The sequence below is a fragment of the Hwangdonia seohaensis genome, from assembly GCF_031932625.1.
GTDB lineage: Bacteria > Bacteroidota > Bacteroidia > Flavobacteriales > Flavobacteriaceae > Hwangdonia > Hwangdonia seohaensis.
In genome coordinates this window covers 552707-579655 of sequence record NZ_JAVSCK010000002.1, presented here as the reverse complement: position 1 = coordinate 579655, position 26949 = coordinate 552707, and the positions used below count along the sequence as shown (strand labels likewise).

The following is a 26949-nucleotide window of genomic DNA, read 5'->3' as shown; positions in this document are numbered from 1 at the left end:
TATCGCGTCTTTTGGAGCGATACGCAATCTGTATAAAAATCATTTTTAATTTAATGAGATTGCTGTGTCTCAAAAAAACTCATCGTATCTTTTGATAAAAAACTATTGAGCCTTTTTCTCCCGATGCTTCCAGCGTTTATGCGTCCAAAAATAATATTCGGGTGCTTCGTAAATTTGCTTTTCAACTTCACGTAAAAACATATCGGTAAGTTGATAATTTTTGAAGTCTTTTGGGTGTTCGGCAAGCGTCATGATTTCAGCCTCGTAAAAACCGCGTTTTACCTTGCTCACCTTCAAGTAAGCAATGGTTAAATCTAGTTTTTTGGCCAACCGTTCGGCACCTGTAAAACAGGGTACTTTAACACCCATAAATTCACCCCAATACACATCTTTTGTCAGTCGTGGCGACTGGTCGCTTAAAAATGCAATGGCACTTTTTATACCTTTTTCTTCATTTTGATTAATAACACCAATAGTTTCTTTTGTACTAATTAATGTGGTGTTGTATTTAGAACGGATATTGCGTACCAACTTATCAAAATATTTATTAGCAAGTTTTTTATAAACGCCAAAGCCTTTGTAGCTTACATGGTTTTGAAGCTCCAAAGACCATTCCCAACTCGCATAATGCCCGTACATTAACAGGATGCTTTTATTTAAAGATTCTAAACGCTTAAATTCCTCTGGGTTTTTAATTTTAAAGCGTTTTTTTAATGCCGTTTCCGAAATGCTCATCGTTTTTGCCATTTCCAAAAACATGTCGCATAAATGTTTGTAAAATGCCTTTCTAATCCGTTTTAATTCAGCTTCAGGTTTATTTGGGAAAACAAGCTTTAAATTATTGGTAACCACTTTTTTTCTGTAACCAATTACGTGATATAGTAAAATATAAACGCCATCGGAAAGTAAATAAAGCAACCTAAAAGGCAATATAGAAATTAACCACAAAAACGGATAAACAAGAATATAAACTAGAAATTGCATTAATTAATTTTAGATTTGTAGCGGCAAAGATATATTAATTCATTTTAAAGATTTATGGGCAAAATAGATTTAATTACAATAATACTTATAGCAGCCAATGTTATTATATCGTATAAAGGATTTGGCGATTATGGCTTTTTTGAAAAATACAAGTTTAATGTTGGCGCGGTAAAACGAGGCGAACAAATAAGAATATTTAGTTCGGGGTTTTTACATGCCGATAATGCCCATTTGTTTTTTAATATGTTCACCCTGTTTTTTTTCGCAGATGTGGTTATCAATGCATTGAATACATTTAGTTTTGTAATTGTTTATGTGGGCAGTTTGATTTTAGGGAGTTTATTGTCGCTTTATTTCCATAAAAACGAATACCATTATAGCGCCGTTGGGGCGAGTGGTGCGGTTTCCGGTATTATTTATTCAGCTATTTTGTTGCAACCTGGAATGAGTTTGTACATGTTTTTTATACCTATCCCCATTCCGGCCTATCTTTTTGGTATTGGTTATTTGCTTTATTCCATTTACGGCATGAAAAACAGAATTGGCAATATAGGTCACGATGCCCATTTTGGCGGTGCTGTTGGCGGTTATATCATTACTTTAATACTAGCCCCATGGCTGTTTAAAACCAGTTTGTTAATGATTGGTTTATTGGCATTGCCCATAATTTTATTGTATGTTTTAAAGCGTATGGGGAAGATGTAATTACTGATTTTCCAACTTTGGACTTTGAAATTTGATAATTGGCATAGCTATTGAATTTATATAGTGAATATCATTACAGAATACTATTTAAATGCCTGATATTCAGATTGTTACTTTTATTTGTAAACCCCAAAAAATAAAAAGCAGTTTGTTTTAATGACAAATTGACTTAAATATATATATGAAGAAATCCAATTTTATAACACTAGACAGTTTGTCATTACAGGAATTTGATGAAAATTCAGAGTTAATTCCGTTAATGACACCCGAAGATGAAGAAGAAATAAATAATGAAGAATTGCCAGAAACGCTACCTATTCTTTCGTTAAGAAATACCGTATTGTTTCCGGGGGTTGTTATCCCCATTACCGCTGGTCGAGATACCTCAATCAAGCTAATTAACGATGCCAACAAAGGCAGTAAAGTTATTGGTGTGGTGGCCCAAAAAGACGAATCGGTAGAAAACCCAACGGCTAAAGATATTTACGAAACAGGTACCGTAGCGAGAATCCTTCGTGTTTTAAAAATGCCCGATGGAAACGTAACGGTTATTATTCAAGGTAAAAAGCGTTTTAAAGTTGCCGAGGTTATTACCGAAAAACCGTATATGAATGCAACCATTCGAGATATGGCTGAGGCAAAACCCGCCTTAAATAACAAGGAGTTTTCGGCTATTATAGATTCTATTAAAGACTTGGCGCTGGAGATTATTAAGGAAAACCCGAACATCCCGAGCGAGGCGTCTTTCGCCATAAAAAATATTGAAAGCAATTCGTTTTTGATAAATTTTGTATCGTCTAACATGAATCTTTCTGTAGATGAAAAGCAAGCACTTTTAGAAATGAACAATCTAAAGGAACGTGCACTGGCAACGCTTAAGTTTATGAATGTTGAGTTTCAAAAATTGGAACTTAAAAACGATATCCAATCTAAGGTTCAGATGGATATGAGCCAACAGCAGCGTGAATATTTCTTACATCAGCAAATGAAAACCATTCAAGAGGAATTGGGCGGCGTAAGTCATGATGAAGAAGTAGAGGAGATGAAATTACGTGCCAAGGAAAAGCAATGGGACGAGAAGGTGGCAAAGCATTTTAACAAGGAAATTGCCAAAATGCAACGCATGAATCCACAAGTGGCCGAATATTCAATTCAACGCAATTATTTAGAGTTGTTTTTGGATTTACCTTGGAACGAATTTAGCAAAGACAAATTCGATTTAAAACGCGCTAAAAAAATTCTTGACCGCGACCATTTCGGATTGGAAGATGTTAAGCGACGCATCATAGAGTATTTGGCAGTTTTAAAATTGCGTAACGATATGAAATCGCCTATTCTCTGTTTATATGGGCCTCCGGGAGTTGGTAAAACATCTTTAGGAAAATCGATTGCCGAAGCTTTAGGGCGAGAATATGTTCGTATTTCGTTGGGTGGCTTACGTGACGAAGCGGAAATCCGCGGGCATCGTAAAACCTATATTGGCGCGATGCCAGGGCGTATCATTCAAAGTTTAAAAAAGGCTGGTACATCAAACCCGGTTTTCGTTTTAGATGAAATTGATAAGCTGTCAAATTCGCATCAAGGCGACCCGTCTTCTGCCATGTTGGAAGTTTTGGATCCGGAGCAAAACAGCGAGTTTTACGATAACTTTTTAGAAATGGGCTACGACCTTTCAAAAGTCATGTTTATTGCAACGTCCAACAGTTTGTCTACCATTCAACCCGCTTTACGCGACAGAATGGAAATTATAAATGTTACCGGCTATACGATTGAAGAAAAGGTAGAAATCGCAAAACGTCATTTATTGCCAAAACAATTAAAAGAGCACGGTTTAACCGATAAGCATATGAAAATTGCGAAACCTCAATTGGAAAAAATTGTTGAAGGTTACACGCGTGAATCCGGTGTTCGTGGATTGGAAAAACAAATAGCGAAAATGGTACGATATGCCGCTAAAAACATCGCTATGGAAGCAGATTACAATATCAAAATTTCAAATGAAGATATTATTGAAGTTTTGGGCGGTCCGAAATTAGAGCGCGATAAATACGAAAACAATAATGTTGCTGGCGTGGTTACGGGCTTAGCGTGGACGAGCGTTGGGGGCGATATTCTGTTTATTGAATCTATTTTATCCAAAGGAAAAGGGAATTTAAGCATTACCGGAAACCTTGGAAAAGTGATGAAAGAATCGGCAACCATAGCTATGGAATATATAAAATCCAATGCGGATGAATTTGGTATTGATGCCTCAATTTTCGACAAATACAACGTGCATATTCACGTGCCAGAAGGCGCTACTCCAAAAGATGGCCCAAGTGCGGGAATTACAATGTTAACCTCGTTGGTATCGCTGTTCACCCAAAGAAAAGTGAAGAAAAGTTTAGCCATGACCGGCGAAATCACACTTCGTGGAAAAGTGCTTCCTGTTGGTGGCATTAAAGAAAAAATATTGGCTGCTAAACGCGCTCGTATTAAAGAAATTTTACTTTGCGAGGAAAACCGTCGCGATATTGAAGAAATCAAACCAGAGTATTTAAAAGGTTTAACCTTTCATTACGTATCCGATATGAGCGATGTCATTAAACTGGCGCTCACAAATCAAAAAGTAAAGAATCCAAAGAAGTTATAATTTACTTTAAAGTCTAAAAACCTCGATTTTTTAAATCGAGGTTTTTTTATGTTTTAAAATAAAAGACACATGCCATCGTTTTAAGATAGATTTGTTTACTTTGTGGCAGTAAACTACCTCGGTGAAAAAACACGGGGTTTTAAAGGTTTTTATTTTGATTTCGAGCTTAACCTCGGAGCATTCAAACCTCGATTATCGAGTAAATATGCTAAAGAAAATTATCACTGTTTTTTGCTTGTTTATAGGCAGCTTAACTTTTGCCCAAGTTGGAGGTGAGGCGACTTACCAATTTCTTAATTTGGTGTCCTCGCCACGTCAAGCAGCTTTAGGTGGTAAAGTGTTGACTAACGTGGATTACGATGTTACGCAAGGCCTTTATAACCCAGCCACCATTAATGTTGCCATGGATAATCAATTAGCTGTTAATTACACCAGTTATTTGGGCGGAATTGGTTACGGCACTGCCGCTTATGCGTATACGGTTGATAGGCACACACAGACCTTTCACGCAGGCGTTACATATATAAATTATGGTTCGTTTGATGGTTATGATGAAAACGGAAACCAAACCGGAACCTTTACGGGTAACGAGGCGGCTCTATCTTTGGGTTATGCGTTGCAAATTGGCTATTCCGATTTTTATTTTGGCGGAAACCTAAAGCTGATAACCTCAAAATTAGAACAGTACAGTTCGTTTGGGGCGGCTGTGGATTTGGGATTATTATACATCAATGAAGATTTGGATTTTCATGCTGCCGTTGCCGTTAGAAACTTAGGAACCCAAATAACAACTTACGCGGGTTTAAACGAACCATTGCCTTTTGAAGTAGATTTTGGCATGTCGCAAACCTTGGAGCATGTGCCCATTCGTTGGCACGTAACCTTCGAGAACCTTCAAAATTGGCCCATTGCAAGACCAAATCCGGCGCGAACTACAAGTGATTTAAGTGGAAATCAATCCGACGAAAAAATTGGATTTTTAGGGCAAGTGATTAGGCACACCATTTTGGGTGCAGAACTGTTTCCGGAAGGTGGATTTAACATCAGATTGGGTTATAATTTCAGAAGAGGCGAGGAGTTGCGAATTTTAGACCAGCGTAATTTTTCAGGCTTATCGGCAGGTATTTCAATTAAAATGAATAAAATGCGATTTAGTTACACCCATGCCAAATACACCAGTGCCGCTAATTCCAATTTTTTTGGTTTGCAAATCGATTTACAATAAAATCAGTATTCAGTAAACAGTCGCAGTATTCAGTTTCACTCAAACGTATGTTTTCATTTATAAATAATTAAAGTGCATTGTGCTTTTCATTTTTGAACACTTTAAGTATTTTTGCTGCATCAAAAAAGAATATTATTTTCCAGTGACTTTAGGCATTTTAAGTACTTTAGGCACTTTTAACTTTATATATGTCAAAAATCACCATTGCCATTGATGGCTTTTCTTCAACCGGAAAAAGTACCGTTGCAAAACAAATCGCCAAACATATGGGGTATGTTTATGTGGATACGGGTGCCATGTATAGGGCCGTTACCTTTTATGCCATGCAAAATGGTTTAATTGGTGAGGATGATTTTAATATTAAAGCCCTTATAAATCGATTGCCAAAAATTGATATTAATTTTAAATTCAATGAATCTTTGGGTTTTGCCGAAGTGTATTTGAATGATAAAAATGTTGAAAAACAAATACGCACTTTAGAGGTTTCAAGCTTTGTTAGTAAAGTAGCTGCGATATCCGAAGTTCGGCAAAAATTAGTAGAACAACAGAAGAAAATGGGGAAAGATAAAGGCGTGGTTATGGACGGGCGCGACATTGGTACCGTTGTTTTTCCCGATGCGGAGCTTAAAATATTTATGACGGCTTCGGCCGAAACCAGAGCCCAAAGACGGTATGAAGAGCTTATGGAACGCGGCGACCATGTTGATTACCATGCGGTTTTGGAGAATGTTAAAGAGCGTGATTATATCGATTCCAATAGAGAAGATTCGCCTTTGGTAAAAGCTGATGATGCTATAGAAATTGATAATTCAAATATGTCATTACAAGAACAATTTGATGAGATTTTGGGACTCGTTCAAATGACTTTGAAGGGTTGTGAATAATTGTTTGTCATAATGTTCATTCTTCTAAATCATTAGAGAATTTATGGTATAAAAAAACGAATCTTTAAATTAAAAAAAATTCGCTTTAAAATATTCTAATGTAGTTGGTTTATGGATTCGGAATAATCAATTCTTGATTGGGATGGATTAAATCCGGGTTCTTTAAAATATCAGAATTGGCTTTAAAAATAGTTTTGTACTTCATGGCATCGCCATAATACTGTTTTGCTATTTTACCCAAAGTTTCGCCGCTTTTTACTGTATGCCTATGGAAAACACTAGCATTAGCTACTTTTATATCTGCAACAATATCGGTTGGGTTTTCGCCACCAATGGCTTTAATTTTATCCCAAAGCAGGTTTTTTTCGTAAGGTGTATTTGCGGTCCCCCAAACTTTTAAAACACCATTTTCTTCTTTTACATCACCGTTTTGTATGTTTAATTCTTGTCCTAAATCGAGTACGGGTTGGTATTTAGCTTTCGTGCGCATAGTCTATTGTGTTTAATGGTTTCTTTAGCTAAATATAGTAAAAGGAGGTTCAAAAAACGCATTTTTTCGGTTTATTTACCATTCTAATAATCAGTGGTTTAAAATAATTAAATCAAATTAGGCTAATTTGTTGAAAATATGTATTTTTGCACTCCTTTTAGCGAATTATTGGAAAGATAAAAGGAATGAAACTATAACAAAAATAACACTTCTGTGTGATATTTGCTTAAATCTTCCAAAACATACAGAATACAAAACCGTAATGTAATAGCGTTTCCGCGACATGTGCTGAACTCGTTTCAGTAAAGCGAAAACTTAAAGTTACATTGCACAATTTTTTTAAATGGCTGAAAAAGCAAAACAAACTGAAGTTGAAGCAACCGATGCTGCAACCGTTGAAGCTCCAGTAGTATCTGAAGCAAAAGCAAATCCTGAAAAATTCTTAAAAGACTTTAACTGGCACAATTACGAAGAAGGAATTGATGAAGTTGATGACAAACAATTACAAGAATTTGAAAAATTAGTAGCCGAAAATTTCGTTGACACTTTAGATGATGAAGTGGTTGAAGGTACCGTAGTGCACATTACAGATCGTGATGCCATTATAGACATCAACGCAAAATCTGAAGGTGTAATTTCCTTAAACGAATTTCGTTACAACCCAGACTTAAAAGAAGGCGACAAAGTAGAGGTATTGATTGATGTGCGTGAAGATGCAACAGGACAATTGGTATTATCTCACAGAAAAGCGCGTGTAATTAAGGCTTGGGACAGAGTAAACAAAGCACACGAAACTGGCGAAATCGTTAACGGTTTTGTTAAATGCAGAACCAAAGGTGGTATGATTGTAGATGTTTTTGGCATCGAAGCATTCTTACCGGGTTCTCAAATTGACGTGAAGCCAATTAGAGATTACGACCAGTACGTAAATAAAACTATGGAATTTAAAGTGGTGAAAATTAACCACGAATTTAAAAACGTAGTAGTTTCTCATAAAGCTTTAATTGAAGCTGATATTGAAGAGCAAAAGAAAGAAATTATTGGTCAATTGGAAAAAGGTCAAGTACTTGAAGGTGTTGTTAAAAACATTACATCTTACGGAGTATTTATTGATCTTGGTGGCGTTGATGGATTGGTTCATATCACAGATTTATCTTGGTCTAGAATTAACCATCCAAACGAAATCGTAGAATTAGATCAAAAACTTAATGTGGTAATCCTTGATTTTGATGAGAACAAATCAAGAATCCAATTAGGATTAAAACAATTAAGCAAACACCCATGGGAAGCTTTAGCCGATACTGTAAAAGTTGGTGATAAAGTAAAAGGTAAAGTTGTTGTAATTGCAGATTACGGTGCGTTTATCGAGGTTGCCGATGGTGTTGAAGGATTAATTCACGTATCGGAAATGTCGTGGTCAACTCATTTACGTTCAGCCCAGGATTTCGTTTCGGTTGGAGACGAGGTTGAAGCGCAAATCTTAACTTTAGATAGAGAAGACCGTAAAATGTCGCTTGGTATTAAGCAATTAACTCCAGACCCATGGACCGATATTACAGCTAAGTATCCATTAGGTTCTAAGCACACAGGTATTGTACGTAACTTTACAAACTTTGGTGTTTTTGTTGAATTGGAAGAAGGTATCGACGGATTGATTTATATCTCAGATTTATCTTGGACTAAGAAAATTAAGCATCCATCTGAATTTTGTGCCGTTGGCGATAAGTTAGATGTTGTGGTATTGGAATTGGATGTTGAAGGACGTAAATTAAGTTTAGGTCATAAACAAACCACTGAAAACCCTTGGGATAAATATGAAACCGAATTTGCTTTAGATACCGTTCACAAAGCTGCTATTTCTGAAATAGTTGACAAAGGTGCTACTATCGAGTTTAACGAAGATATCGTTGCTTTTGTACCTTCTCGTCATTTAGAGAAAGAAGATGGTTCTAAGCTTAAGAAAGGTGAAGAAACTGAATTCAAAATCATTGAATTTAACAAAGAGTTTAAACGTGTTGTAGCATCTCATACCGCTATTTTTAAAGCTGAAGAGATTAAGAATGTAAAAGCTGCCGTTAAGAAGCAAGCTTCTCAAGCTGCTGAAGCAAAACCAACCTTAGGTGATGCGAACGATGCGTTACAAGCGCTTAAAGATAAAATGGACGGAAAGAAATAATTGAAAAACATTATTTTGTTCATTTCCGTACCGACGGAAATCCATTTGTAAAACTAAAGCCTTCAAGAAATTGAAGGCTTTTTTTGTGTTGTTTTGTAGCCTAACGGAGTAATTATTTAGTAAATGAGAATTACTGGTTTTTAGCTTTAAACCACTTTTCATAAAAGACGTTGCAAAAAACCTAAAACACCAATTCCATTTTAATATTGCTACGTTTGTAAGGGCTGTTTGGTTCTACGGGGATTTCAACAAAACCGTATTTCCTGTAAATATAAATGGCGTTTTCAAGTTTTGTGTTGGAGTAGAGTATAAGCTTGGGAAGTCCTATGGATTTTGCAAAATCAATGCAGTATTGCATGAGTTGTTGCCCTATTTTAAAGCCTCTGTGTTTTGGCGAAACGGCCATTTTGGTTAACTCGAAAAGTCCCTTGTTGCCCAAAGGCATAAGTGCCACGGTACCAACTATTTCGTTGTCCAGTTTTGCAAAAAATATATGTCCGCCTTTATCTATTATATATGTTTTCGGATGGCTTAAAACAGCTTCGTCAAAAGGTTCAACGTAAAAATACGTTTTTAGCCATTCAATATTTAACTCGTAAAAGTCTTTTGCATAGGTTTTAACAAAAGAGATAATTTTAATGGGCATCGGCTTTTATAAAATCGGTTATTAAATAGGTGATGAGTTTACCAACCAGATTTGCGCTTTTCTTTTTTGGTGCAGCTTCGCAAATATGTAAATAGGTGGCGTTTTCATGTTTTGCAAAAAAGTTGACAAACTGCCTGGTTTGGTTAACGCTAAACCCACTTGGGGTCATGGCGCTACTCGGTATGTTTTCAATGGCATCACAATCTATCTCAATGCCAAATGGTTTTTTTGAGACATGGTTTAAGGCGTGAGACATCCCATCAAGATAGCTCAGTTCATCTTTTATTTGTAAATCTTCAAACGTATTGTATTTTATGGATTTTGTGTCGTTCAGGGATTTCAAAACAGCTTGGGAAGTGTAATTTTCATGCAATCCGAAGATGAAGTAATTTTTAAGAAATCCTTCCGCGAAAGCGTAACTAAAACCATTGCCGCTATGCCTGCCTTCTTCCGGTCTGAAATCTGAATGCGCATCAAAATTTACAACATTTATAGACCTGTTTAATGCCAGCGATGTGCCTTTTATATTGCCATAGGCATTGTTGTGCCCGCCACCAATAACAATGGCTTTTTTGCCGGAGGCTATAATGAGTTGCACAATGTGGGCAACATCATTATCGATGCGCTCCACAATTTTTCTGGCTTTTTTAATATCGCTTTTTTTATTTTGGTTGAGTTTTGAAACGGCTAGTAATTCCTCGGTAAAATCCAAATGCCCTAAAATCAAAACAGAATCTGCCTTTGTAAATGAGTTGCTTTGAATATTTAATAAAATTTTTAATGTGGCCTCCCAAGCGCGTGAAGCCCCTTGTTTTCCGTGGTTAGCAAACACACCAACATCTTCGGGCAAACCAATTATGACATGCGTAACATCCAAATTTTTAAGTTGTTCGTATATATTGGAAATGCTGGTTAACGTTTTAATATGTTCTCCAAATTTGGATTCGCCAGAGCGTTTATTTAATAATTTATTACGTGTAGTAGGGTTAAATAAAACGAGTTTATCCATTGACGGTTAACTTTAATTAGAAGTATTAAAATTAATCAATATTTATTAAAAACATTAGAAACAAACAATTAAAACAAGTAAAAATTATGGAAAATAGCAAAAGTAGTACGGGATTAAAAGTGGCTTTAGGAATCGCTTTGGTTCTATTTTTAGGAACATTGTTTTACACTTTCAATTTAAAAAGTGAAAGCGATAAAAACACCAAGGAGTTAACGGAGCAAAAGCAGTTGGTGATGAACGATTTAAACGCCATGGCTAAACAATACGATGAGGCCATTGGAGAAAACGAAGTAGCAAATCAAAACTTAATTGATGCTAGATCACGTATTCAAGGGTTGATAGATTCATTAAAAATATCTGAAACCAACGTAAAAAGTTTATGGAGATATAAGCAAAAATATGCATCGCTTCAAAAAGAAATGGATGTATTGTTAGCTCAAAACGATTCGTTAAGAGTAGAAAACTCGTACTTAGCAACCTCTTTAGATAGCACAAGAGTACGCTTGGAGGAGCGCACCATGTTTACAGATTCTTTATTGGTACAAAACACGGCTTTAGCTGAAGTTGTTGAAAATGCAGCGGTTTTAAATACTGTAGGCTTAAAAGGATTTGGGGTAATTGAAAGAACTTCTGGTAAATTAATCCCAACTGAAAGAGCAAGTAGAGTTGATAAAATTAGAGTGTGTTTCACGGTAGCTAAAAATGCTTTGGTTCAAGCTGGAGATCAAGAATTGTATGTACAGGTTATCGACCCAAAAAACAATACGCTAGGTTCTAACGAGCAAGTACAATTTGGAGAAAAAACATTAAACTACAGCATTATTAGTAAGTTTAACTACGAAAACGGAAGCCTTAATATTTGTGAGTTTGTAGCCTCTAAAGGAGATAGCAAGTTTGAAAAAGGACGTTATACAGTTAATGTATTTAACGAAAAGGATTTAGTTTCTAGCTCAGAGTTTACCTTGAAGTAAACATCATTATATAACACTTAAGAGCAAAACCCCAAGTTTTTACTTGGGGTTTTTTTATGGTTTTTTTTGAGTTTTTAAAATGAAATAAGCACATAAACAAGTTTTTATGCCAATTGTAGATAAACTAATTATTAATGAAGAGGAAGGTGTTATTTTAGATTTTGCTAAATGCGAACCCAAACAATAATGCACAGAAACTTTACTTTTTTAAATTCTATTTCGGATATATCAGAAGAGAATTTTTACGAAATTAAAAAAATAACCACTTTTAAAAGAATAAAGGCAGGAACGCAGCTCGTAAAATTGGGCGATGTCCCGTCAAAGGCATTCATGATTGTTTCAGGAATAATTCGATGCTATTTAATAACCGAGTCTGGAAAGGAGTTTAATAAAAGTTTTTATTTACCTATTAGTTTTGTGGCTTCATTAACGGCTTTAATGAAAAAAGAACCGTCCACCTTTGTTTTTGAAGCGGTAACGGACTGTAAAATTTATGAAATTAATTATTATAAAATAATGGATTTGTGTGAAACAAATTCAGTTTTAAAATCATTGTACACCAAAATTTTAGAAAATTTATATATAAAGTATGAAAAGCGTTTGGTAGAGTCTATATCGTTAAATGCTACCGAGCGTTATCTTCAATTACAGGAGCAGATACCTGATGTAAACGAATTAATATCTCAATACCATATTGCATCGTATTTGGGCATAACTTCGGTACAATTAAGTAGAATTAGAAAAAAAATAAACAATCAATTAACAAATGTTAATTAATAATAATAAGGGAAATGATATATTTGATTCAGATTTTCCTTGTTAATTGTGAAATACAATGGACAATTGATAGCAAACCAACCAAAAAAAACAGGTAAATTATTACCTGTTTTTTTATATTATGTGTTTAAGTAAAATATTATTTTAAACTTCCAACCATATTTTCTGGTTTAACCCAAGCATCATAATCCTCTGCTGTTACATAACCTAAGTTAATGGCTTCTTCTTTTAATGTGGTACCGTTTTTATGGGCGGTATTTGCAATTTCAGCAGCTTTATAATACCCTATTTTGGTATTTAATGCCGTTACCAACATTAACGAATTATTTAACAATTTTGTGATTACCTCTTGGTTGGGTTCAATGCCAACAGCACAATTCACATCAAAACTTACACAAGCATCTCCAATTAATTGAGCCGACTGTAAAAGATTTGCCGCCATAACCGGTTTAAAAACATTTAATTCGTAATGCCCTTGCATGCCGCCAACCCCAATAGCTACATCGTTACCCATAACTTGTGCGCAAACCATGGTTAAAGCTTCACATTGGGTTGGGTTTACTTTTCCAGGCATAATAGAACTTCCGGGTTCGTTGGCTGGAATTGTAATTTCACCAATACCAGAGCGTGGTCCCGAAGCCATCATTCTAACATCGTTTGCAATTTTATTTAATGATACCGCCAACTGCTTTAAAGCCCCATGGGTTTCCACAATGGCATCGTGAGCAGCTAAGGCTTCAAATTTATTTGGTGCGGTAATAAAGGGCAGCTTTGTAAATTCTGCAATATATTCGGCAACGCGTTTGCTGTAACCTTTTGGTGTGTTTAATCCCGTACCAACGGCAGTTCCGCCTAGAGCTAACTCACTTAAATGTGGCAAGGTGTTTTCCAAAGCTTTAATGCCATAATTTAATTGCGCTACATAACCTGATAATTCTTGTCCAAGCGTTAACGGTGTGGCATCCATTAAGTGGGTGCGCCCAATTTTAACGACATTTTTAAAGGCGTCGGCTTTTTTAGCTAAGGTATCTCGTAATTGTTTAACACCCGGAATAGTAGTCTCAACTACTTTTTTATAAGCGGCAATATGCATGCCCGTTGGAAAGGTGTCGTTTGAAGATTGCGATTTGTTAACATCATCATTGGGTTGGATGGTTTTTTCACCCTCGCCAATGGTTTTTCCAGCTATTTGATGCGCGCGGTTTGCAATCACTTCATTTACATTCATATTACTTTGGGTACCAGAACCTGTTTGCCAAATAACCAATGGGAATTGGTCGTCGTGTTTTCCCTCCAAAATTTCGTCACAAACCTGTGCAATTAAATCGCGCTTTTCAATAGGCAACGCACCTAATTCACAGTTGGTGTAAGCTGCTGCTTTTTTTAAATAAGCAAAACCGTAAACTATTTCCAAGGGCATCGACGCGGGTGCTCCAATTTTAAAGTTGTTTCTAGAGCGCTCGGTTTGTGCACCCCAAAGTTTATCGGCAGGCACTTTTACCTCGCCCATCGTATCTTTTTCTATTCTGTAGCTCATAGTAATAATAGATTAAATGTAAGTTACAAAGTTAATTGTTTTTGCTTTGTTTATATTATGATATTTGTTTGTTTTTGCGACTTCTTTTTAACATATAAATAACGAAACTTTTTGCGTGTTTTGGCTAAAATCTATTAATTTAGTAGGATTACAGTTTAATCATAAAAATTATATATTATGGCAACCATTAGATTAGGTGATGAAGCACCGAATTTTACCGCACAAACTTCAGAAGGGAAAATTGATTTTCATGATTGGTTAGGCGATAGTTGGGGTGTTTTGTTTTCTCACCCAGCGGATTACACACCAGTTTGCACGACAGAGTTAGGCGCTGTAGCCAAATACAAAGATGAATTTGATAAGCGCAACACCAAAGTAGTCGCGTTAAGTGTTGATGATGTTGAATCGCATCACGGATGGATAAAGGATATTAACGAAACACAGAACACAACGGTCAATTTCCCCATTATCGCTGATGAAGACAAAAAGGTTTCAAAACTTTATGATATGATTCACCCAAACGCCGATAGTAATCTTACGGTACGCTCGGTTTTTGTGATTGATAACCATAAAAAGGTGAAACTGATTATAACGTATCCAGCCTCAACCGGTAGAAATTTTGATGAACTGTTGCGGGTTATCGATTCGCTGCAACTAACGGCTTACCATAAAGTAGCAACACCGGCCAATTGGCAAAACGGAGACGATTGTGTGGTGGTTCCTGCAGTGGCAACAGCCGATATACCGGCTATATTTCCCAAAGGATTTAAAGAAGTTAAGCCTTATTTAAGAATGACGCCTCAGCCTAATTTAAATTAGTAAAAAGATTTTAATCGCAAGAAATTATAGGATTTGTGATTTAATCTCTTTTGAAATCCAAATGGATGATTTAATAAAATTGTTCATTAATTTTAATTTTGATATTGTATAACAAATCGGTTTATTATATCTTTGCATAAGATTTTTAATAAGATACTTACAAATTATGTTTGATTTTGACCAATATTTAGGATTTTTAGCGTTTTTAGCCATTTTAACAATCGGTTTTTGGTTAATGATTTTTTTGTTAACTTTTGTAATCCCTTATTGGATTGGTGGCGCTTTAATGGAAAGATTAAAAGAAATGAGAGAGGAGAGAAAAGCAAAGCGTGAAGCTGAAACTGCTTAAAACATAAAATTTATATAATAAAAAAGGAAGCTAATTTTAGCTTCCTTTTTTTGTTAAAATTGTTTATTGTTCAAGTAAAACTATTTACTTGGGTATTGTATTGATTGCTAGAGCTAAAAGTTTAGTAATTATCAGCGTAGCGGTGTAAAAGTCTCGTTCACATTACATTTCCATATCGCCACCTTCAAAATCACGATTGCGCTCACGTTGTTTCTTTTGATTAAACCTATAGGTAAACGCTAAATTGTAAGTACGGCCACCTCTAAACTGTATTTCTTGGTCTGCAGTAAACGTGTCTGTTGTAATATGGTTTATAAATACGGCACTGTTTAATACATCTCTAACATTAAATGCGATTGAAGCTTTATCTTTAAACAAATCTTTGCTAAACGCCATATTAGCAGAGAATCGTCCTTTTCTATTGTTTTGGGCGTCATCACTTGGTCCTCTGTAATTCATATTGGTTTGCCAATCGATTTTGTAAGGTAAGGTTAATTTATTTGTTAAACGCGCTCTCCAAGTTAAAGCGTCCGAGCTTAAATCGATACCATTAAACTCACCGGCTCTTTTCAATTTATAAAGGTTAAAATCGGTATTTACACGCCAGTTACGTGTCGGGCTATAGTTTAAATTAAACTCGAAACCTGAGCGTTTGTCGGTGGCTAGATTAACCGGCCCTCTCTGAATTACAGGGAAAGCTTCGTTATCTATAATAACGGTTTCACCAGTTTCTCTACTTACAAACGACATCACATTGGTAGAGTGCTCATAATAAATAGCGGTGCTTAGCGTAAATTTTCCAAATCTGTTTAAATAACCCAGCTCAAATTTATCAGAATAAGTGGGGTCCAAATCTGGATTACCTTGAAACACGTTGGTTAAACTAGAGCGTGATGGAAACGGATTTAACATAAATCCACGAGGCCTTCTTAAGCGTCGGTTATAACCCAACGTCATACTTTCGCTATCACTAAATTCGTAATTTAAGTTTGCAGTAGGGAATAGGCCCGTAAGGTTCTTTCTTTTAAAATCGCCACTTGTTGGTTGGTCTAAAGTGGTTCTGGTATTTTCCAATCGTAATCCCAATAAAAAAGAAAACTTATCAATTTTACTACCGTATTGGGTGTAAACAGCGGTAACATATTGTTTGAAATTAAATAGGTTTGAAAGGTCTTCGCTAACCTCAAAATCTCCTGTGTTTGTGTTTAATAACTCCACCGTGTAATCTGTTGAGCGGTCGCTAAAATCGCCACGGAAACCCATTTCAAATTGACTCATTTCGCCAATTGGTAGGGTGTAATCAGATTGTAATAACACGTTGGATTGATTGTCGAGAGTCGTTACGAAATCGGTATCGGTACCATCAACGTTTATTAATGAATTTTGATCTTCGTTCGAATCTTCAAATTGAAAATCGAAAGTTAATTTATGATCTGTTTTATCAAAATCTTTTGTAAAATTCAATGAATATTGTATGGTTTCGCCCTCTTCTCTTTCAGGGTCCAATCGAACGCTTCTGCTTGTGGTGTTGTTAAGTTTGTTAAACTGTACAAGATTGTTGATAGAATTGTTATTGCTATTACCGTTGTTGTAAACAATTGAAGATGTTAAAGATGCCGAATCGTTTATATACCATTCAATCCCAGCGTTTGTGGTAAAGCCTTTTCTAACATCGGTCCAATCTCTTTTTTCGTCTAAATCGGGCGTATTGATGTCGTTATATTTTACATCGTTGTACCACCGACCAATAGATTCATTATATCTGTAAGATGTTGTGTTAAACAGGTTGATATTTCCCGTTCTGTAATTCACATTCCCCGAAATGCCTGCGGCATCAGGGTGTCCAACATTTCCGGTAACAGCACCGTTAAGCCCGAGTAATTTGCTACGACGTAAAATAATATTTAAAATTCCAGCGGTACCTTCAGCTTCATATCTAGCTGAGGGCGACGTGATAACTTCTACTTTTTCAATAGATTCTGCCGGTAATTGTTTTAGGGCATCGGTAGAATTCAAACCTACTAAACCAGAAGGTTTACCGTTAATAAGAATACGTACGTTATCGTTTCCTCTTAATGCTACATTTCCTTCGGCATCAACAGAAACCGAGGGCACGTTGTCCAATACATCGCTAACGGTACCGCCGCTAACCGTTAAATCTTTACCAACGTTGTATATTTTTTTGTCGAGTTTAATTTCTACCGTGGTGCGTTCAGCAATAATTTCCACTTCGCCTAAAGATGCGAAATCTACTTCTAACGAAAACACACCAATATTTTCATCGCTTTTTAATTCTCTATTCGATATTTTTTGGGTTTTAAATGCAATATATTCAATCGATATATCGTAAACACCGGTTTTTACCGGAATACTAAAATTACCGTTAATATCGGTAATACCTCCAGTAACTATCTTTTCTTCCTTTTTACTATAAAAAGCAATAGTTGCATATTCTAAAGGTTCCTGGGTTTCTTTATCAATAACTTTTCCTGTTATTAATACCTCTTTAATAATAGGAGAGGGCGCTGTTGGAGTTTCTAAATTTTTAGGTTGCCCATTACTGTTAGCAATACATAAAATAAAAGCGAAAGCAAAAATAAATAATTTGTTCATGGTTTGGTTTTACCGTATTAGACAGCAAAAATAACCTATGGTTTAAGTTGTATTGGTTAAAGATTTGTTAAAAGATAAACCTCTAAATTATATCCAAAATAAGTTCGGGTGGCCTTCCAATTACGGCTTTTTTGCCATTTATTACTATAGGTCGCTCAATAAGTTTTGGATGTTTTGCCATGGCGTTGATAACTTCGGCATCGGTTAGCGTTTTGCCTTTATAGTTTTCTTTCCAAATGGCTTCGTTTTTTCTAACTAAATCAATGGGCTTTATTTTTAAAAGTGATATGATTTCTTTTAGCGCTTTCGCGGAAAGGGTATCGTCTAAATATTTAACAATTTCGAAGTCCTTTCCTGAATTTTCTAAGATTTCAAGGCCGCAACGCGACTTACTGCAGCGATTGTTATGGTATATTTTTATCATTATAAATTGATATTAAAGGTTTTTAATTGTTGAATAAGTTGATTGGGGGAATTAAAATGAATCCCATTGATGCCCAAATTATTGGCAGCATTAATATTTCTTAAATTATCATCAATAAAAACGGAATGTGCCGCTTTTATATTGAAACGGTTTAGGGTTAAATGATAAATCTCACCAAATGGCTTTCTGGTGTTTTCTTCACCCGAAACCAAAATCCCATCAAACCAATGTAAAAAGTCAAACTTTTTTAAAGCAATAGGAAAGGTTTCGGCGCTCCAATTGGTAAGCGCAACCACTTTGTATTGTTTTGAATCTATTAGTTTTTTAAGAATATCAACCGTTCCGGAAATAGCGTCGCCCAACATGGTTTCCCATTGTCCGTAAAACATTTCAATCTCATTTTTCCATTCCGGAAATAGCGCCACGCGCTCTTTGGTAGCCTTAGCTAGAGGATAACCCGCATCTTGATTTTCGTTCCAATCGCTGGTACAAATATTATCGAAAAACCATTGCATTTTTTTTCGGTCGCCATTAAATACATCTAAAAAAACATATTCGGGGTTCCAATCGATGAGCACACCGCCAAGGTCGAAAATTATGGTATCTATGGTTTTCATTTTTTTTGGTGTTTAGACCTACAAGGTTTCAAAAACCTTGCCGACGTTATAATTGCGAATTGTCTTCTTCTTTTTGCCCCATCATCATTAAATAGGCTTTTAAAAAGGCGTTGATATCGCCATCCATAACGGCATCAACATTACCGGTTTCGTGGGCTGTTCGCACATCTTTTACCAGTTTATAAGGATGCATTACATAATTACGGATTTGGCTTCCCCATTCAATTTTCATTTTACCGGCTTCAATATCATCGCGTTGTGCCAGTTGTTTTTGCAATTCAATTTCATACAATTGCGACTTCAACATTTGCATGGCCCGGGCGCGATTATCGTGCTGCGACCTGGTTTCGGAACATGAAATTTGAATGCCCGTGGGTTTGTGCGTAAGCTGCACTTTTGTTTCTACTTTGTTTACGTTTTGCCCACCCGCACCGCTAGAGCGCGCCGTGGTAATCTCAATATCTGCGGGATTAATTTCCACTTCAATCGTATCATCAACCAACGGATACACATAAACCGAAGCAAAACTGGTATGGCGCTTCGCATTGCTATCAAAGGGCGAAATACGCACCAAACGATGTACACCATTTTCGCCTTTTAACCAACCAAAGGCAAAATCGCCATCAATTTCTAAAGTCACCGTTTTTATGCCCGCAACATCGCCTTCCTGAAAGTTGAGTTCCTTTACTTTAAACCCGTTTTTTTCGGCGTACATTAAATACATACGCATAAGCATGTTTGCCCAATCACAGCTTTCGGTACCGCCGGCACCTGCCGTAATTTGCAATACGGCACTTAGGCTATCACCTTCTTCAGAAAGCATGTTTTTAAACTCAATATCCTCTAAAAGCGTTACGGCTTTATCAAAGCGGGCTTGTACTTCTTCTGCAGTGGCTTCATCTTCTTTGTAAAACTCGTAAAGCACTTCTAAATCTTCAACAAGGGTTTTGGCAGTGTTGTAATCTGCTACCCATTTTTTCTTAACCCGAATCGATTTCATTATCACTTCGGCCGCTTTTGAGTCGTTCCAGAAATTGGGGTCGAAGGTTTGCTCTTCTTCGTTTTGTAGTTCTATAAGTTTGGCATCAATGTCAAAGATAGTGCCTTAGTTTATCAAGGCGGGTGTTTAGGGTTTTTATGTTATCGGAAGTAATCATGCTTTTAATTATTTTGAACAAAAATAGAATTTAAACATACAGAATAAAACTAATACTAAGATAATTTTATAGCTTTATACACAAATTGATTATTAATGATAATAGACCTAAGAAGCGATACCGTTACCAAACCATCTCAAGGCATGCTAGATGCCATGATGCAAGCCCAAGTTGGCGACGATGTATATAAAGAAGACCCAACCGTTAATGCTTTAGAAGAACGCATTGCCGAAATGTTCGGAAAAGAAAAAGCATTGTTTTTCCCAACCGGAAGTATGGCCAATCAAGCGGCAATTAAATTGCACACCAATCCTGGAGACCAAGTAATTTGCGACAAATATGCACACATTTACAATTACGAGGGTGGTGGTGCATCGTTTAACAGCGGTGTGTCTTGTAAACTAGTTGATGGCAATCGGGGCATGTTTACAGCAAACCAGGTTTTAGAAGCTATAAATCCGCCAGACTTTTATCACAGTCCGTTAACCAGTTTAGTAGAAATTGAAAACACGACCAATAAAGGTGGTGGCGCCTGTTGGGATTTTGAAGAGATTTTAAAAATCAGGAAAACTTGCGATGATCATAATCTGGGGTTTCATTTAGATGGCGCGAGATTATGGCATGCTTTGGTTGCGAAAAATGAAACCCCAAAACAATATGGCGAAGTGTTCGATACTATTTCGGTGTGCTTAAGTAAAGGTTTGGGGTGCCCAATCGGATCCGTTTTGGTTGGCGATGAAGCTATTATGCGCAACGCCATAAGGATTCGAAAAATTTTTGGTGGAGGTATGCGTCAGGTAGGGTATTTAGCAGCAGCCGGACTTTATGCTTTAGACAACAATATTGAAAGATTAAACGAAGACCACAAAAAAGCTCAGGAAATAGGCGAGGAATTAACAAAGTTACCCATCATTAAAACAGTAGAACCCGTTGAAACCAATATTGTAATTTTTGAGCTAAACAAAGATATAAACGAACCCCGTTTTATGCAGAAACTGGCCGACAAAAACATCAAAATTATTGGCATGGGCGGTGGCAAACTGCGTATCGTTACGCATTTGGATTATACGGATGCGATGCATGATGAGTTTCTAAGTATTTTAAAAATTATATGATTTAGTTTTCAGATACAACACGGCAAAAATTTTTATCTTTTGTTTATGAAAACCCTTATTCAGTTTTGATCGGATTTATCTAGTAATCAGTAGTGTTTTACTTTGTATTGTCATTCATCGAGTATATATGAAGAATAGCCTTACCCATAGCTTTTGATGGCTTATAATTATTTATATTCGTTTTCAAAACCAATTTATTGATTTGAAATTAAGCATAATTATTCCGGTTTACAATGTAGAAAAACATATATCCAGATGTTTGGATAGTTTAGTAAATCAGGATATTGGTAAAGATGAGTATGAGGTCATCATTGTTAGTGACGGTTCAAAAGATAACAGTGTTTCTATTGCAGAACGCTATTGTAAATTGCATGCTAACTTTTTTGTTTACCATCAAGAAAATCAAGGTGTTGGAGCGGCTCGAAACAAAGGATTGTCTTTAGCTAATGGCGATTATATTTATTTTTTAGATCCAGATGATTATATAGCAGATCATGTTCTAAAAACTTTAATCGATACAGCTCTTGATCTTAAACCAGAGGTTTTAACCTTTAATTCTCAAGGAACAACATCGTTAACACTGAATCGATCACGTTTTAATGATTTAAATTCCATTAGACCCAAAGTTATATCGGGGTTAGAATACATAGCGAATCATAGTTTTAAAAATGAAATATGGTGGTACATAATAAGCAAACAATTTATTGATAAAATAAACCTCAAGTTTATTGAAGGCCGGTGGATGGAAGATGCCATTTTTACAGCACAACTTTTTGTAAAAGTAAAGCGAATGGTTAATTTATCTTTTGATGTACATAGACATGTTAAAATTAAAGGTTCAGCGATGACGAATAAGGAGCCTAGTCATTATTTAAAAATTATTAATGATAACTCTAATGCAGCAGTTGTTTACAATACCATAATAAAAAAATTAGAACAAAAAGAAAATTGCGATAAAAGAAGTATTGATCGATTAAAATCCAGACAACAATCATTTGTTTTTTTTATGATGATTAGAATATTGAAGTCAACTTTTAAAAAACAAGATATCATACCTTTATTAGATAAGATGAAAAGTGTTAATGCCTATAAGTTAAATGCGTTTGTTGGAGAAGATTACAACGGATTTACGTATTCTTTTTTATCGAAACTGTTTAGTAATAAGCACTTATATTATCTCATATTCATAGTAACTAACCCCATATTAAAGCGAAATAATTAAAAAAACACTAAATAATACATGGGTAATATTTTAATAACATCTGCTGGCAGAAGGGTTTCTTTGGTAAAAGCTTTTATTAAAGAGTTAAAGGCGATTAACAGTGAAGGCAAGGTTTATGTTGCCGATGCATTCCCCAAACTTTCACCGGCAGCACAAGTGGCCCATAAAGCATTTGAAGTTTATAAAATAAACAATAGTGGATATATAGATGCGCTATTGGAAATTTGCAAACAAAACAAAATTTCCTTAATCATTCCTACGCTTGATACTGAATTATTGGGGTTGTCCGAAAACCGCAAAAAGTTTTCAGACATTAACGTACAGCTAGTTTTATCAAGCGAAAATTTTATTAAAACATGTAACAATAAGTTGAGCACACACAAGTTGTTTAACAAGCTAAATGTAAGTGTTCCCGAGATTTATTCAAAGCAAAACTATAAACTCCCTTTATTTATAAAACCACTGGTGGGCAGCAATAGCGTTAGCACACATATTATCACTGATAAGCACCAGATTTCAGATTATCTTTTACAGAATGAAAAGCTTCAATTTTTTGAGTATTTGAATCATGATCTATACGATGAATATACCTGCGATTTATATTACAATAAATCCAACGAACTAAAATGCGCCATTCCGCGCAAACGCATAGAAGTAAGAGGAGGAGAAGTGAGCAAAGGACTAACTAAAAACAATGAAGTAAAAACCCTTATTGATGAAAAATTCGCCTATTTAGATGGAGCAAGAGGCTGTGTAACCTTACAGTTGTTTATGCACAAAGAAACCAAAGCTATTAAGGGCATAGAAATAAATCCGAGATTTGGCGGAGGTTTTCCGCTATCCTATTTGGCCGGTGGAAATTATCCGAAATGGATAATTCAAGAATATATCTTGGGACAAAGCATAGTGTATTTTGATGACTGGGAAAACAATTTGTTAATGTTGCGCTACGATGATGAAATTTTAATACGTGATTTTGAAGACTAAAAAGGTAGTTGTTTTTGATTTAGACGATACTTTGTACAATGAAATTGATTATTTAAAATCAGCATATAATGAAATTTCATTAATAATCAGCAAAGCCATTTCCGTATTACCTAATACGATTTACAATCAAATGCTAACCTATTTTTATAACAATGATAATGTATTTGAATCCGTAATTAAAAAGTATAATGTGCCCTTAAGTGTATCGGAATTACTTGATGTTTATAGAAATCACAAACCAAAATTAAAATTAACGAAAGATAAAGTTGAAGTGCTTAACGAATTAAAGAAACGGGGAGTAAACATAGGGCTTATTACAGATGGTAGAAGTGTCCAGCAACGAAGCAAAATAGAAGCATTAAAACTGGATACTTGGATTTCTGAAATGTTAATATCAGAAGAATTTGGTAGCGAAAAACCAAATATCAATAATTATAAACATTTTGAAAAATTATTCGGAAACGCTAAGTATTATTACATTGGAGACAATATTAAAAAAGATTTTATAACTCCAAACAAATTAGGTTGGACAACCATATGCTTAAAAGATAACGGACAGAATATTCATACCCAAAACACATCGAATATTAATAAACAGTTTTTGGCACATCATAATATTTCAAAGTTTTCAGAGCTAATCGAAATTGTTTTTTAATATGAATTTGAATCAGATTTTCAACAATACAAAAACTTTTTTTAGCAAAAGAAAAGGTTTGCTTTTAATATTAATTTCAACCGATTTAATATTTATTGCATTACATACATTTTATGTTTATGGAATGATTGATGGAAATTCTTATTTTTCGTTAGAAAAAGATTTTGGTTATTCAGAAATATTCCAATACCTAAAAGAATATTGGAGCTTTTTACTATTGTTTTTTGTATTTGTAGACAAACAAAAACTGACTTATCTAATATGGTCCGCATTTTTTTTATATTTATTACTAGATGATTCGTTAAGCATCCATGAAAATGTTGGTGAATATTTAGCAAATTATTTTAACATTCAACCAAGGTTTAATTTACGCTCTGTGGATTTTGGTGAAATATTAGTTTCTTTTTTAGTTGGTTTTGCATTTCTAATTTTATTCTTATTCACTTATATAAAAGGGAAAATTGAAGAAAAGATAGTGATAAAGAATCTTGCTGTTTTGGTTTTTGCGTTGGCCTTTTTTGGTGTTTTTATAGATGTGCTTCACATTGCGTTACCTTTTGGAGAAAACAAACTTGCGGTTATTGAAGATGGTGGAGAAATGATTGTTTTGAGTATATTATTGTGGTATATTTTTAACTTAAAATACGAACTAAGTTAAGTATTTACGGTATAATACTTTTTCAACATTTTTGAGTTTAACCACAAGTATAGAAAAGCACTTATGCTGATCAGTAATTCTATAAGTTCAGAATTGGCTTGCAGCCCTCTATAAATGCTATTACTGATATTTTCGGAGTTGGTAAATATATCTGCAATGGAATGAAAAATGATTATTATAAACCAAGGTAACAAAATTATATGGACCCCAATTTTTTTAAACATAGCATACTTGCCTAAAGCAATACCAAGTATTCCACCAAAGCCAAAAAGTAATCGAAGGATTTCATTATGTCCATGAAAACCTTTTAAGTTATGAATGGTGGTTTCACCCTGTGTATTCATTTTTTTCCAATATTCTGGTGTGTCAAAAAATAAAAACCATTGCCCCCAGGCAATTTCTTCCATAGCTATTAAAATTAAGCAAATAGAGAAGAATACATAAAAAAGAACCATTAATTTTTCAGTGTATTTTGACATTTTAATAGCTAAATATATACCCAATATGCCACCAAATAAAAAAAACAGAAATGTAAAAGTTTCAATTGGTTTGTTTTCATCCTGTAACCAAAAAGCAAAACTTCTACACGAAGGAACTGCGAGTAAAATATTATAACAAATAATTAGTGCCATGGGGAGAAAAATAATAAACACGGCCGCTTTTTTAGAAACATTATAATTATTGATTAAACCCTGTGAAATTTTTTTAATTGGCATAAATAGTACTTTTACCGAAATGTTATCGGGCTAATTAATTTTGTAGTATTCGTTTTTTGTTAATCCAAAGGTATAAAAAGGCGCTACCCGCAATAAGCAATTCAATAAACTCTGATGAAAGTGTTAAAAATAAATCCAAGGTTTTATCGAGCTCTATAAAGTCTGAATAAATATCTACAATCGCATGTAAAGTAATGATTATAAACCAAATCGCAAGAATGCTATGCACGTTTATTTTTTTTAAAATTGAATACTTGTTTAGTAATATTCCTATTAATCCGCCTACTCCAAAAGCCAATCTAAGAAATTCAGTATTACCTTGCATACCCTTTAGATTGTGCAAAGTTGTTTCTTTTTGAGCATTAATTTCTATCCAATTTTCTGGAGTTTTAAACCCAAAAAACCATTGCCCCCAAGCAATTTCTTCCATTGCTATTAAAATTAAAAAAAAAGAAAATATGCCATAAAAGGTAGAAAATCCTATTCCTAAATACTTAGAATGCTTAAAGGTATTAATTAAACCGAAAATACCGCCAATGAGAAACGTGGCGAATGTTAACAACTCTACAACATTATTTTCCTTTAATAAAGAGAATCCAAACGTTCTGAATGGAGGTACTGCCAGGGTTAACACAATAAAAAGAGTGGCTACTATTGGGGTGAAAACAATTAATGTTGCTGTCTTTTTATTAATAGGAGCAATGTCTTTAGATATCAGCATTTTAAAAATTTATTCATTATAAATAGTTTATTGATGTTTTAATTTGCATCCATTTTTATACGTCTGTAGTTTAAGTATAGATATAAAAAAGCACTTACACCAATAAACATTTCAACTAGCTCAGAAATTCGTTGCATTACTTGCTTGTTGTCATCCATTTGGGTTAAAACATCTAACAACGAATGTAAAAAAATTATAAAAAACCAAAAAAACAAAACCTTAGGAACACTAATGTTTTTAAATAGTTTAAAACGACCTAAAAACATTCCCATTAAACCAGCTAAACCAAAAATAAGCCTCAAGTTTTCGTTGTATCCATGTAAGCCCTCAATATTATGCAGAGTGGTTTCTTTCTGTATGTTAATATTTGCCCAATCTTTTGGAGTGTCAAAATTAAAAAACCATTGGCCCCAAGCTATTTCCTCCATGGCAACTAAAAACAAACCCATAGCAAAGAATAGATAGAATATAAAATTAAAACGACCTAAAATTATTTTAAAACGAATGCTGAACCAAACTCCGAAAAAAGAGCCCGTAATTAAAAAAGCAAATGTTAATAATTCTACGGGCGCGTTTTCTTCAAGCAACCAAAAGCCAAATCCTCTTGTAGCCTTGGTAATCATCAATAAACCAATAATTCCAGTTAACAGTATTGGTGAAATAAAAATAAATCGCCCTGTTTTTTTTGAAAGGTTATAACGGACTAAGTTAAGGTGCTTATAAAAAAACTTCATTTAAATATATTGGTCATTTTTTTTATTACATGTAATAATAACAAATTTAAAGTATATATATGCTGTTTGTCTATTACTAATGGTATATTTTTTTTTTCTTATTAAATTGACAGCTTAATTCTAATC

Annotated in this window: 26 protein-coding genes; 14 read left to right on the top strand and 12 right to left on the bottom strand. The window is 34.8% G+C overall.

Translation table 11 applies throughout. From position 1 onward, the window contains the following. Positions 1–102 precede the first annotated feature (102 nt). On the bottom strand, positions 103–984 hold the full coding sequence (locus RNZ47_RS07785) for a lysophospholipid acyltransferase family protein (protein WP_311938545.1): 882 nt from the start codon (positions 982–984) through the stop codon (positions 103–105). Positions 985–1038: 54 nt separating this feature from the next. On the opposite strand from RNZ47_RS07785, the gene RNZ47_RS07780 reads away from it, so the two are divergent. From RNZ47_RS07780 to cmk, 4 genes are all read left to right on the top strand, one after another. Next, positions 1039–1689 (top strand): rhomboid family intramembrane serine protease, encoded by a 651-nt coding sequence (locus tag RNZ47_RS07780; protein ID WP_311938543.1) that lies wholly within the window; start codon positions 1039–1041, stop codon positions 1687–1689. A 181-nt stretch (positions 1690–1870) separates the two neighbouring features. Next, positions 1871–4321 carry an endopeptidase La gene (gene lon, locus RNZ47_RS07775; RefSeq protein WP_311938541.1) on the top strand — a complete coding sequence of 817 codons (2451 nt, stop codon included), beginning with the start codon at positions 1871–1873 and terminating at the stop codon, positions 4319–4321. Positions 4322–4526: 205 nt separating this feature from the next. Then, positions 4527–5546, top strand: a complete 1020-nt coding sequence (porQ, locus tag RNZ47_RS07770) for a type IX secretion system protein PorQ (RefSeq protein WP_311938539.1) — start codon at positions 4527–4529, stop codon at positions 5544–5546. A gap of 188 nt (positions 5547–5734) precedes the next feature. Beyond that, positions 5735–6430, top strand: a complete 696-nt coding sequence (gene cmk / locus RNZ47_RS07765; RefSeq protein WP_311938537.1) for a (d)CMP kinase — start codon at positions 5735–5737, stop codon at positions 6428–6430. A 109-nt stretch (positions 6431–6539) separates the two neighbouring features. On the opposite strand, the gene RNZ47_RS07760 is transcribed toward cmk, so the two are convergent. Further along, the gene (locus tag RNZ47_RS07760) at positions 6540–6920 is read right to left on the bottom strand and encodes a LysM peptidoglycan-binding domain-containing protein (RefSeq protein ID WP_311938535.1); all 381 of its coding nucleotides are present in this window, start codon (positions 6918–6920) and stop codon (positions 6540–6542) included. Positions 6921–7263: 343 nt separating this feature from the next. Here RNZ47_RS07760 and rpsA point away from each other — a divergent pair, with 343 nt between their 5' ends. Next, a complete protein-coding gene (gene rpsA / locus RNZ47_RS07755; protein WP_311938533.1) occupies positions 7264–9096 on the top strand; it encodes a 30S ribosomal protein S1 in 1833 nt (610 codons plus the stop codon). Positions 9097–9277: 181 nt separating this feature from the next. On the opposite strand, the gene RNZ47_RS07750 is transcribed toward rpsA, so the two are convergent. Both RNZ47_RS07750 and RNZ47_RS07745 read right to left on the bottom strand, forming a co-directional pair. Beyond that, positions 9278–9742: a GNAT family N-acetyltransferase gene (locus tag RNZ47_RS07750; RefSeq protein WP_311938531.1), complete on the bottom strand. Its 465-nt coding sequence runs from the start codon at positions 9740–9742 to the stop codon at positions 9278–9280. After that, complete coding sequence (locus RNZ47_RS07745) at positions 9732–10751, bottom strand: formimidoylglutamase (RefSeq protein WP_311938529.1); 1020 nt, start codon at positions 10749–10751, stop codon at positions 9732–9734. Before RNZ47_RS07745 ends, RNZ47_RS07750 begins: the two co-directional genes overlap by 11 nt. A gap of 86 nt (positions 10752–10837) precedes the next feature. On the opposite strand from RNZ47_RS07745, the gene RNZ47_RS07740 reads away from it, so the two are divergent. Beyond that, entirely contained in the window at positions 10838–11722 is an 885-nt protein-coding gene (locus tag RNZ47_RS07740; protein WP_311938527.1) for a DUF8428 domain-containing protein, read from the top strand. Between the two features lie 168 nt (positions 11723–11890). Beyond that, positions 11891–12499: a Crp/Fnr family transcriptional regulator gene (locus RNZ47_RS07735; protein ID WP_311938525.1), complete on the top strand. Its 609-nt coding sequence runs from the start codon at positions 11891–11893 to the stop codon at positions 12497–12499. A gap of 139 nt (positions 12500–12638) precedes the next feature. Here RNZ47_RS07735 and fumC read toward each other — a convergent pair whose 3' ends face one another. Then, positions 12639–14036, bottom strand: a complete 1398-nt coding sequence (gene fumC, locus RNZ47_RS07730) for a class II fumarate hydratase (protein WP_311938523.1) — start codon at positions 14034–14036, stop codon at positions 12639–12641. A gap of 177 nt (positions 14037–14213) precedes the next feature. Here fumC and RNZ47_RS07725 point away from each other — a divergent pair, with 177 nt between their 5' ends. Together RNZ47_RS07725 and RNZ47_RS07720 are read left to right on the top strand one after the other, a co-directional pair. Then, on the top strand, positions 14214–14855 hold the full coding sequence (locus RNZ47_RS07725) for a peroxiredoxin (RefSeq protein ID WP_311938522.1): 642 nt from the start codon (positions 14214–14216) through the stop codon (positions 14853–14855). A gap of 166 nt (positions 14856–15021) precedes the next feature. Beyond that, the gene (locus tag RNZ47_RS07720; protein ID WP_311938521.1) at positions 15022–15204 is read left to right on the top strand and encodes a hypothetical protein; all 183 of its coding nucleotides are present in this window, start codon (positions 15022–15024) and stop codon (positions 15202–15204) included. Between the two features lie 162 nt (positions 15205–15366). Here the strand turns inward: RNZ47_RS07720 and RNZ47_RS07715 are convergent, their stop codons facing one another. The 4 genes from RNZ47_RS07715 to prfB all read right to left on the bottom strand — a co-directional run bounded on the left by RNZ47_RS07715 (position 15367) and on the right by prfB (position 20015). Next, positions 15367–17817 carry a TonB-dependent receptor gene (locus tag RNZ47_RS07715; protein ID WP_311938520.1) on the bottom strand — a complete coding sequence of 817 codons (2451 nt, stop codon included), beginning with the start codon at positions 17815–17817 and terminating at the stop codon, positions 15367–15369. An 82-nt stretch (positions 17818–17899) separates the two neighbouring features. Then, positions 17900–18241, bottom strand: coding sequence for an arsenate reductase (glutaredoxin) (gene arsC, locus RNZ47_RS07710; RefSeq protein WP_311938519.1), 342 nt, complete (start codon positions 18239–18241; stop codon positions 17900–17902). Further along, complete coding sequence (locus tag RNZ47_RS07705) at positions 18241–18858, bottom strand: HAD family hydrolase (RefSeq protein WP_311938518.1); 618 nt, start codon at positions 18856–18858, stop codon at positions 18241–18243. Before RNZ47_RS07705 ends, arsC begins: the two co-directional genes overlap by 1 nt. Positions 18859–18904: 46 nt before the next feature. Continuing rightward, a protein-coding gene (gene prfB, locus RNZ47_RS07700) for a peptide chain release factor 2 (protein ID WP_311938517.1) occupies positions 18905–20015 on the bottom strand; the annotation gives its coding sequence in 2 pieces (ribosomal slippage) (positions 18905–19951 and positions 19953–20015; 1110 coding nt in all). Between the two features lie 95 nt (positions 20016–20110). On the opposite strand from prfB, the gene RNZ47_RS07695 reads away from it, so the two are divergent. The 5 genes from RNZ47_RS07695 (at position 20111) to RNZ47_RS07675 (ending at position 24652) form a co-directional block, all read left to right on the top strand. Then, entirely contained in the window at positions 20111–21130 is a 1020-nt protein-coding gene (locus RNZ47_RS07695) for a threonine aldolase family protein (RefSeq protein WP_311938514.1), read from the top strand. 202 nt (positions 21131–21332) lie between these two features. Then, positions 21333–22352, top strand: a complete 1020-nt coding sequence (locus RNZ47_RS07690) for a glycosyltransferase (RefSeq protein ID WP_311938512.1) — start codon at positions 21333–21335, stop codon at positions 22350–22352. 18 nt (positions 22353–22370) lie between these two features. Continuing rightward, a complete protein-coding gene (locus RNZ47_RS07685) occupies positions 22371–23339 on the top strand; it encodes an ATP-grasp domain-containing protein (RefSeq protein WP_311938510.1) in 969 nt (322 codons plus the stop codon). After that, the gene (locus RNZ47_RS07680) at positions 23329–23994 is read left to right on the top strand and encodes an HAD family hydrolase (RefSeq protein ID WP_311938508.1); all 666 of its coding nucleotides are present in this window, start codon (positions 23329–23331) and stop codon (positions 23992–23994) included. The genes RNZ47_RS07685 and RNZ47_RS07680 overlap by 11 nt, the downstream gene beginning before the upstream one ends. A 58-nt stretch (positions 23995–24052) precedes the next feature. Further along, positions 24053–24652 carry a DUF8692 domain-containing protein gene (locus RNZ47_RS07675; RefSeq protein ID WP_311938506.1) on the top strand — a complete coding sequence of 200 codons (600 nt, stop codon included), beginning with the start codon at positions 24053–24055 and terminating at the stop codon, positions 24650–24652. Here the strand turns inward: RNZ47_RS07675 and RNZ47_RS07670 are convergent. The 3 genes from RNZ47_RS07670 to RNZ47_RS07660 all read right to left on the bottom strand — a co-directional run bounded on the left by RNZ47_RS07670 (position 24649) and on the right by RNZ47_RS07660 (position 26823). After that, positions 24649–25284 carry a hypothetical protein gene (locus tag RNZ47_RS07670; RefSeq protein ID WP_311938504.1) on the bottom strand — a complete coding sequence of 212 codons (636 nt, stop codon included), beginning with the start codon at positions 25282–25284 and terminating at the stop codon, positions 24649–24651. The two genes, RNZ47_RS07675 and RNZ47_RS07670, sit on opposite strands and share 4 nt — an antisense overlap. A 118-nt stretch (positions 25285–25402) precedes the next feature. Beyond that, entirely contained in the window at positions 25403–26089 is a 687-nt protein-coding gene (locus RNZ47_RS07665; RefSeq protein WP_311938502.1) for a hypothetical protein, read from the bottom strand. Positions 26090–26127: 38 nt separating this feature from the next. Next, positions 26128–26823: a hypothetical protein gene (locus RNZ47_RS07660; protein WP_311938501.1), complete on the bottom strand. Its 696-nt coding sequence runs from the start codon at positions 26821–26823 to the stop codon at positions 26128–26130. Between the last annotated feature and the right edge of the window lie 126 nt (positions 26824–26949).

Coding starts and splice junctions, on each gene's coding strand:
- RNZ47_RS07785 (WP_311938545.1), bottom strand. CDS start 984: ATGCAATTTCTAGTTTATATTCTTGTTTATCCGTTTTTGTGGTTAATT.
- RNZ47_RS07780 (WP_311938543.1), top strand. CDS start 1,039: ATGGGCAAAATAGATTTAATTACAATAATACTTATAGCAGCCAATGTT.
- lon (WP_311938541.1), top strand. CDS start 1,871: ATGAAGAAATCCAATTTTATAACACTAGACAGTTTGTCATTACAGGAA.
- porQ (WP_311938539.1), top strand. CDS start 4,527: ATGCTAAAGAAAATTATCACTGTTTTTTGCTTGTTTATAGGCAGCTTA.
- cmk (WP_311938537.1), top strand. CDS start 5,735: ATGTCAAAAATCACCATTGCCATTGATGGCTTTTCTTCAACCGGAAAA.
- RNZ47_RS07760 (WP_311938535.1), bottom strand. CDS start 6,920: ATGCGCACGAAAGCTAAATACCAACCCGTACTCGATTTAGGACAAGAA.
- rpsA (WP_311938533.1), top strand. CDS start 7,264: ATGGCTGAAAAAGCAAAACAAACTGAAGTTGAAGCAACCGATGCTGCA.
- RNZ47_RS07750 (WP_311938531.1), bottom strand. CDS start 9,742: ATGCCCATTAAAATTATCTCTTTTGTTAAAACCTATGCAAAAGACTTT.
- RNZ47_RS07745 (WP_311938529.1), bottom strand. CDS start 10,751: ATGGATAAACTCGTTTTATTTAACCCTACTACACGTAATAAATTATTA.
- RNZ47_RS07740 (WP_311938527.1), top strand. CDS start 10,838: ATGGAAAATAGCAAAAGTAGTACGGGATTAAAAGTGGCTTTAGGAATC.
- RNZ47_RS07735 (WP_311938525.1), top strand. CDS start 11,891: ATGCGAACCCAAACAATAATGCACAGAAACTTTACTTTTTTAAATTCT.
- fumC (WP_311938523.1), bottom strand. CDS start 14,036: ATGAGCTACAGAATAGAAAAAGATACGATGGGCGAGGTAAAAGTGCCT.
- RNZ47_RS07725 (WP_311938522.1), top strand. CDS start 14,214: ATGGCAACCATTAGATTAGGTGATGAAGCACCGAATTTTACCGCACAA.
- RNZ47_RS07720 (WP_311938521.1), top strand. CDS start 15,022: ATGTTTGATTTTGACCAATATTTAGGATTTTTAGCGTTTTTAGCCATT.
- RNZ47_RS07715 (WP_311938520.1), bottom strand. CDS start 17,817: ATGAACAAATTATTTATTTTTGCTTTCGCTTTTATTTTATGTATTGCT.
- arsC (WP_311938519.1), bottom strand. CDS start 18,241: ATGATAAAAATATACCATAACAATCGCTGCAGTAAGTCGCGTTGCGGC.
- RNZ47_RS07705 (WP_311938518.1), bottom strand. CDS start 18,858: ATGAAAACCATAGATACCATAATTTTCGACCTTGGCGGTGTGCTCATC.
- RNZ47_RS07695 (WP_311938514.1), top strand. CDS start 20,111: ATGATAATAGACCTAAGAAGCGATACCGTTACCAAACCATCTCAAGGC.
- RNZ47_RS07685 (WP_311938510.1), top strand. CDS start 22,371: ATGGGTAATATTTTAATAACATCTGCTGGCAGAAGGGTTTCTTTGGTA.
- RNZ47_RS07670 (WP_311938504.1), bottom strand. CDS start 25,284: ATGGCACTAATTATTTGTTATAATATTTTACTCGCAGTTCCTTCGTGT.
- RNZ47_RS07665 (WP_311938502.1), bottom strand. CDS start 26,089: ATGCTGATATCTAAAGACATTGCTCCTATTAATAAAAAGACAGCAACA.
- RNZ47_RS07660 (WP_311938501.1), bottom strand. CDS start 26,823: ATGAAGTTTTTTTATAAGCACCTTAACTTAGTCCGTTATAACCTTTCA.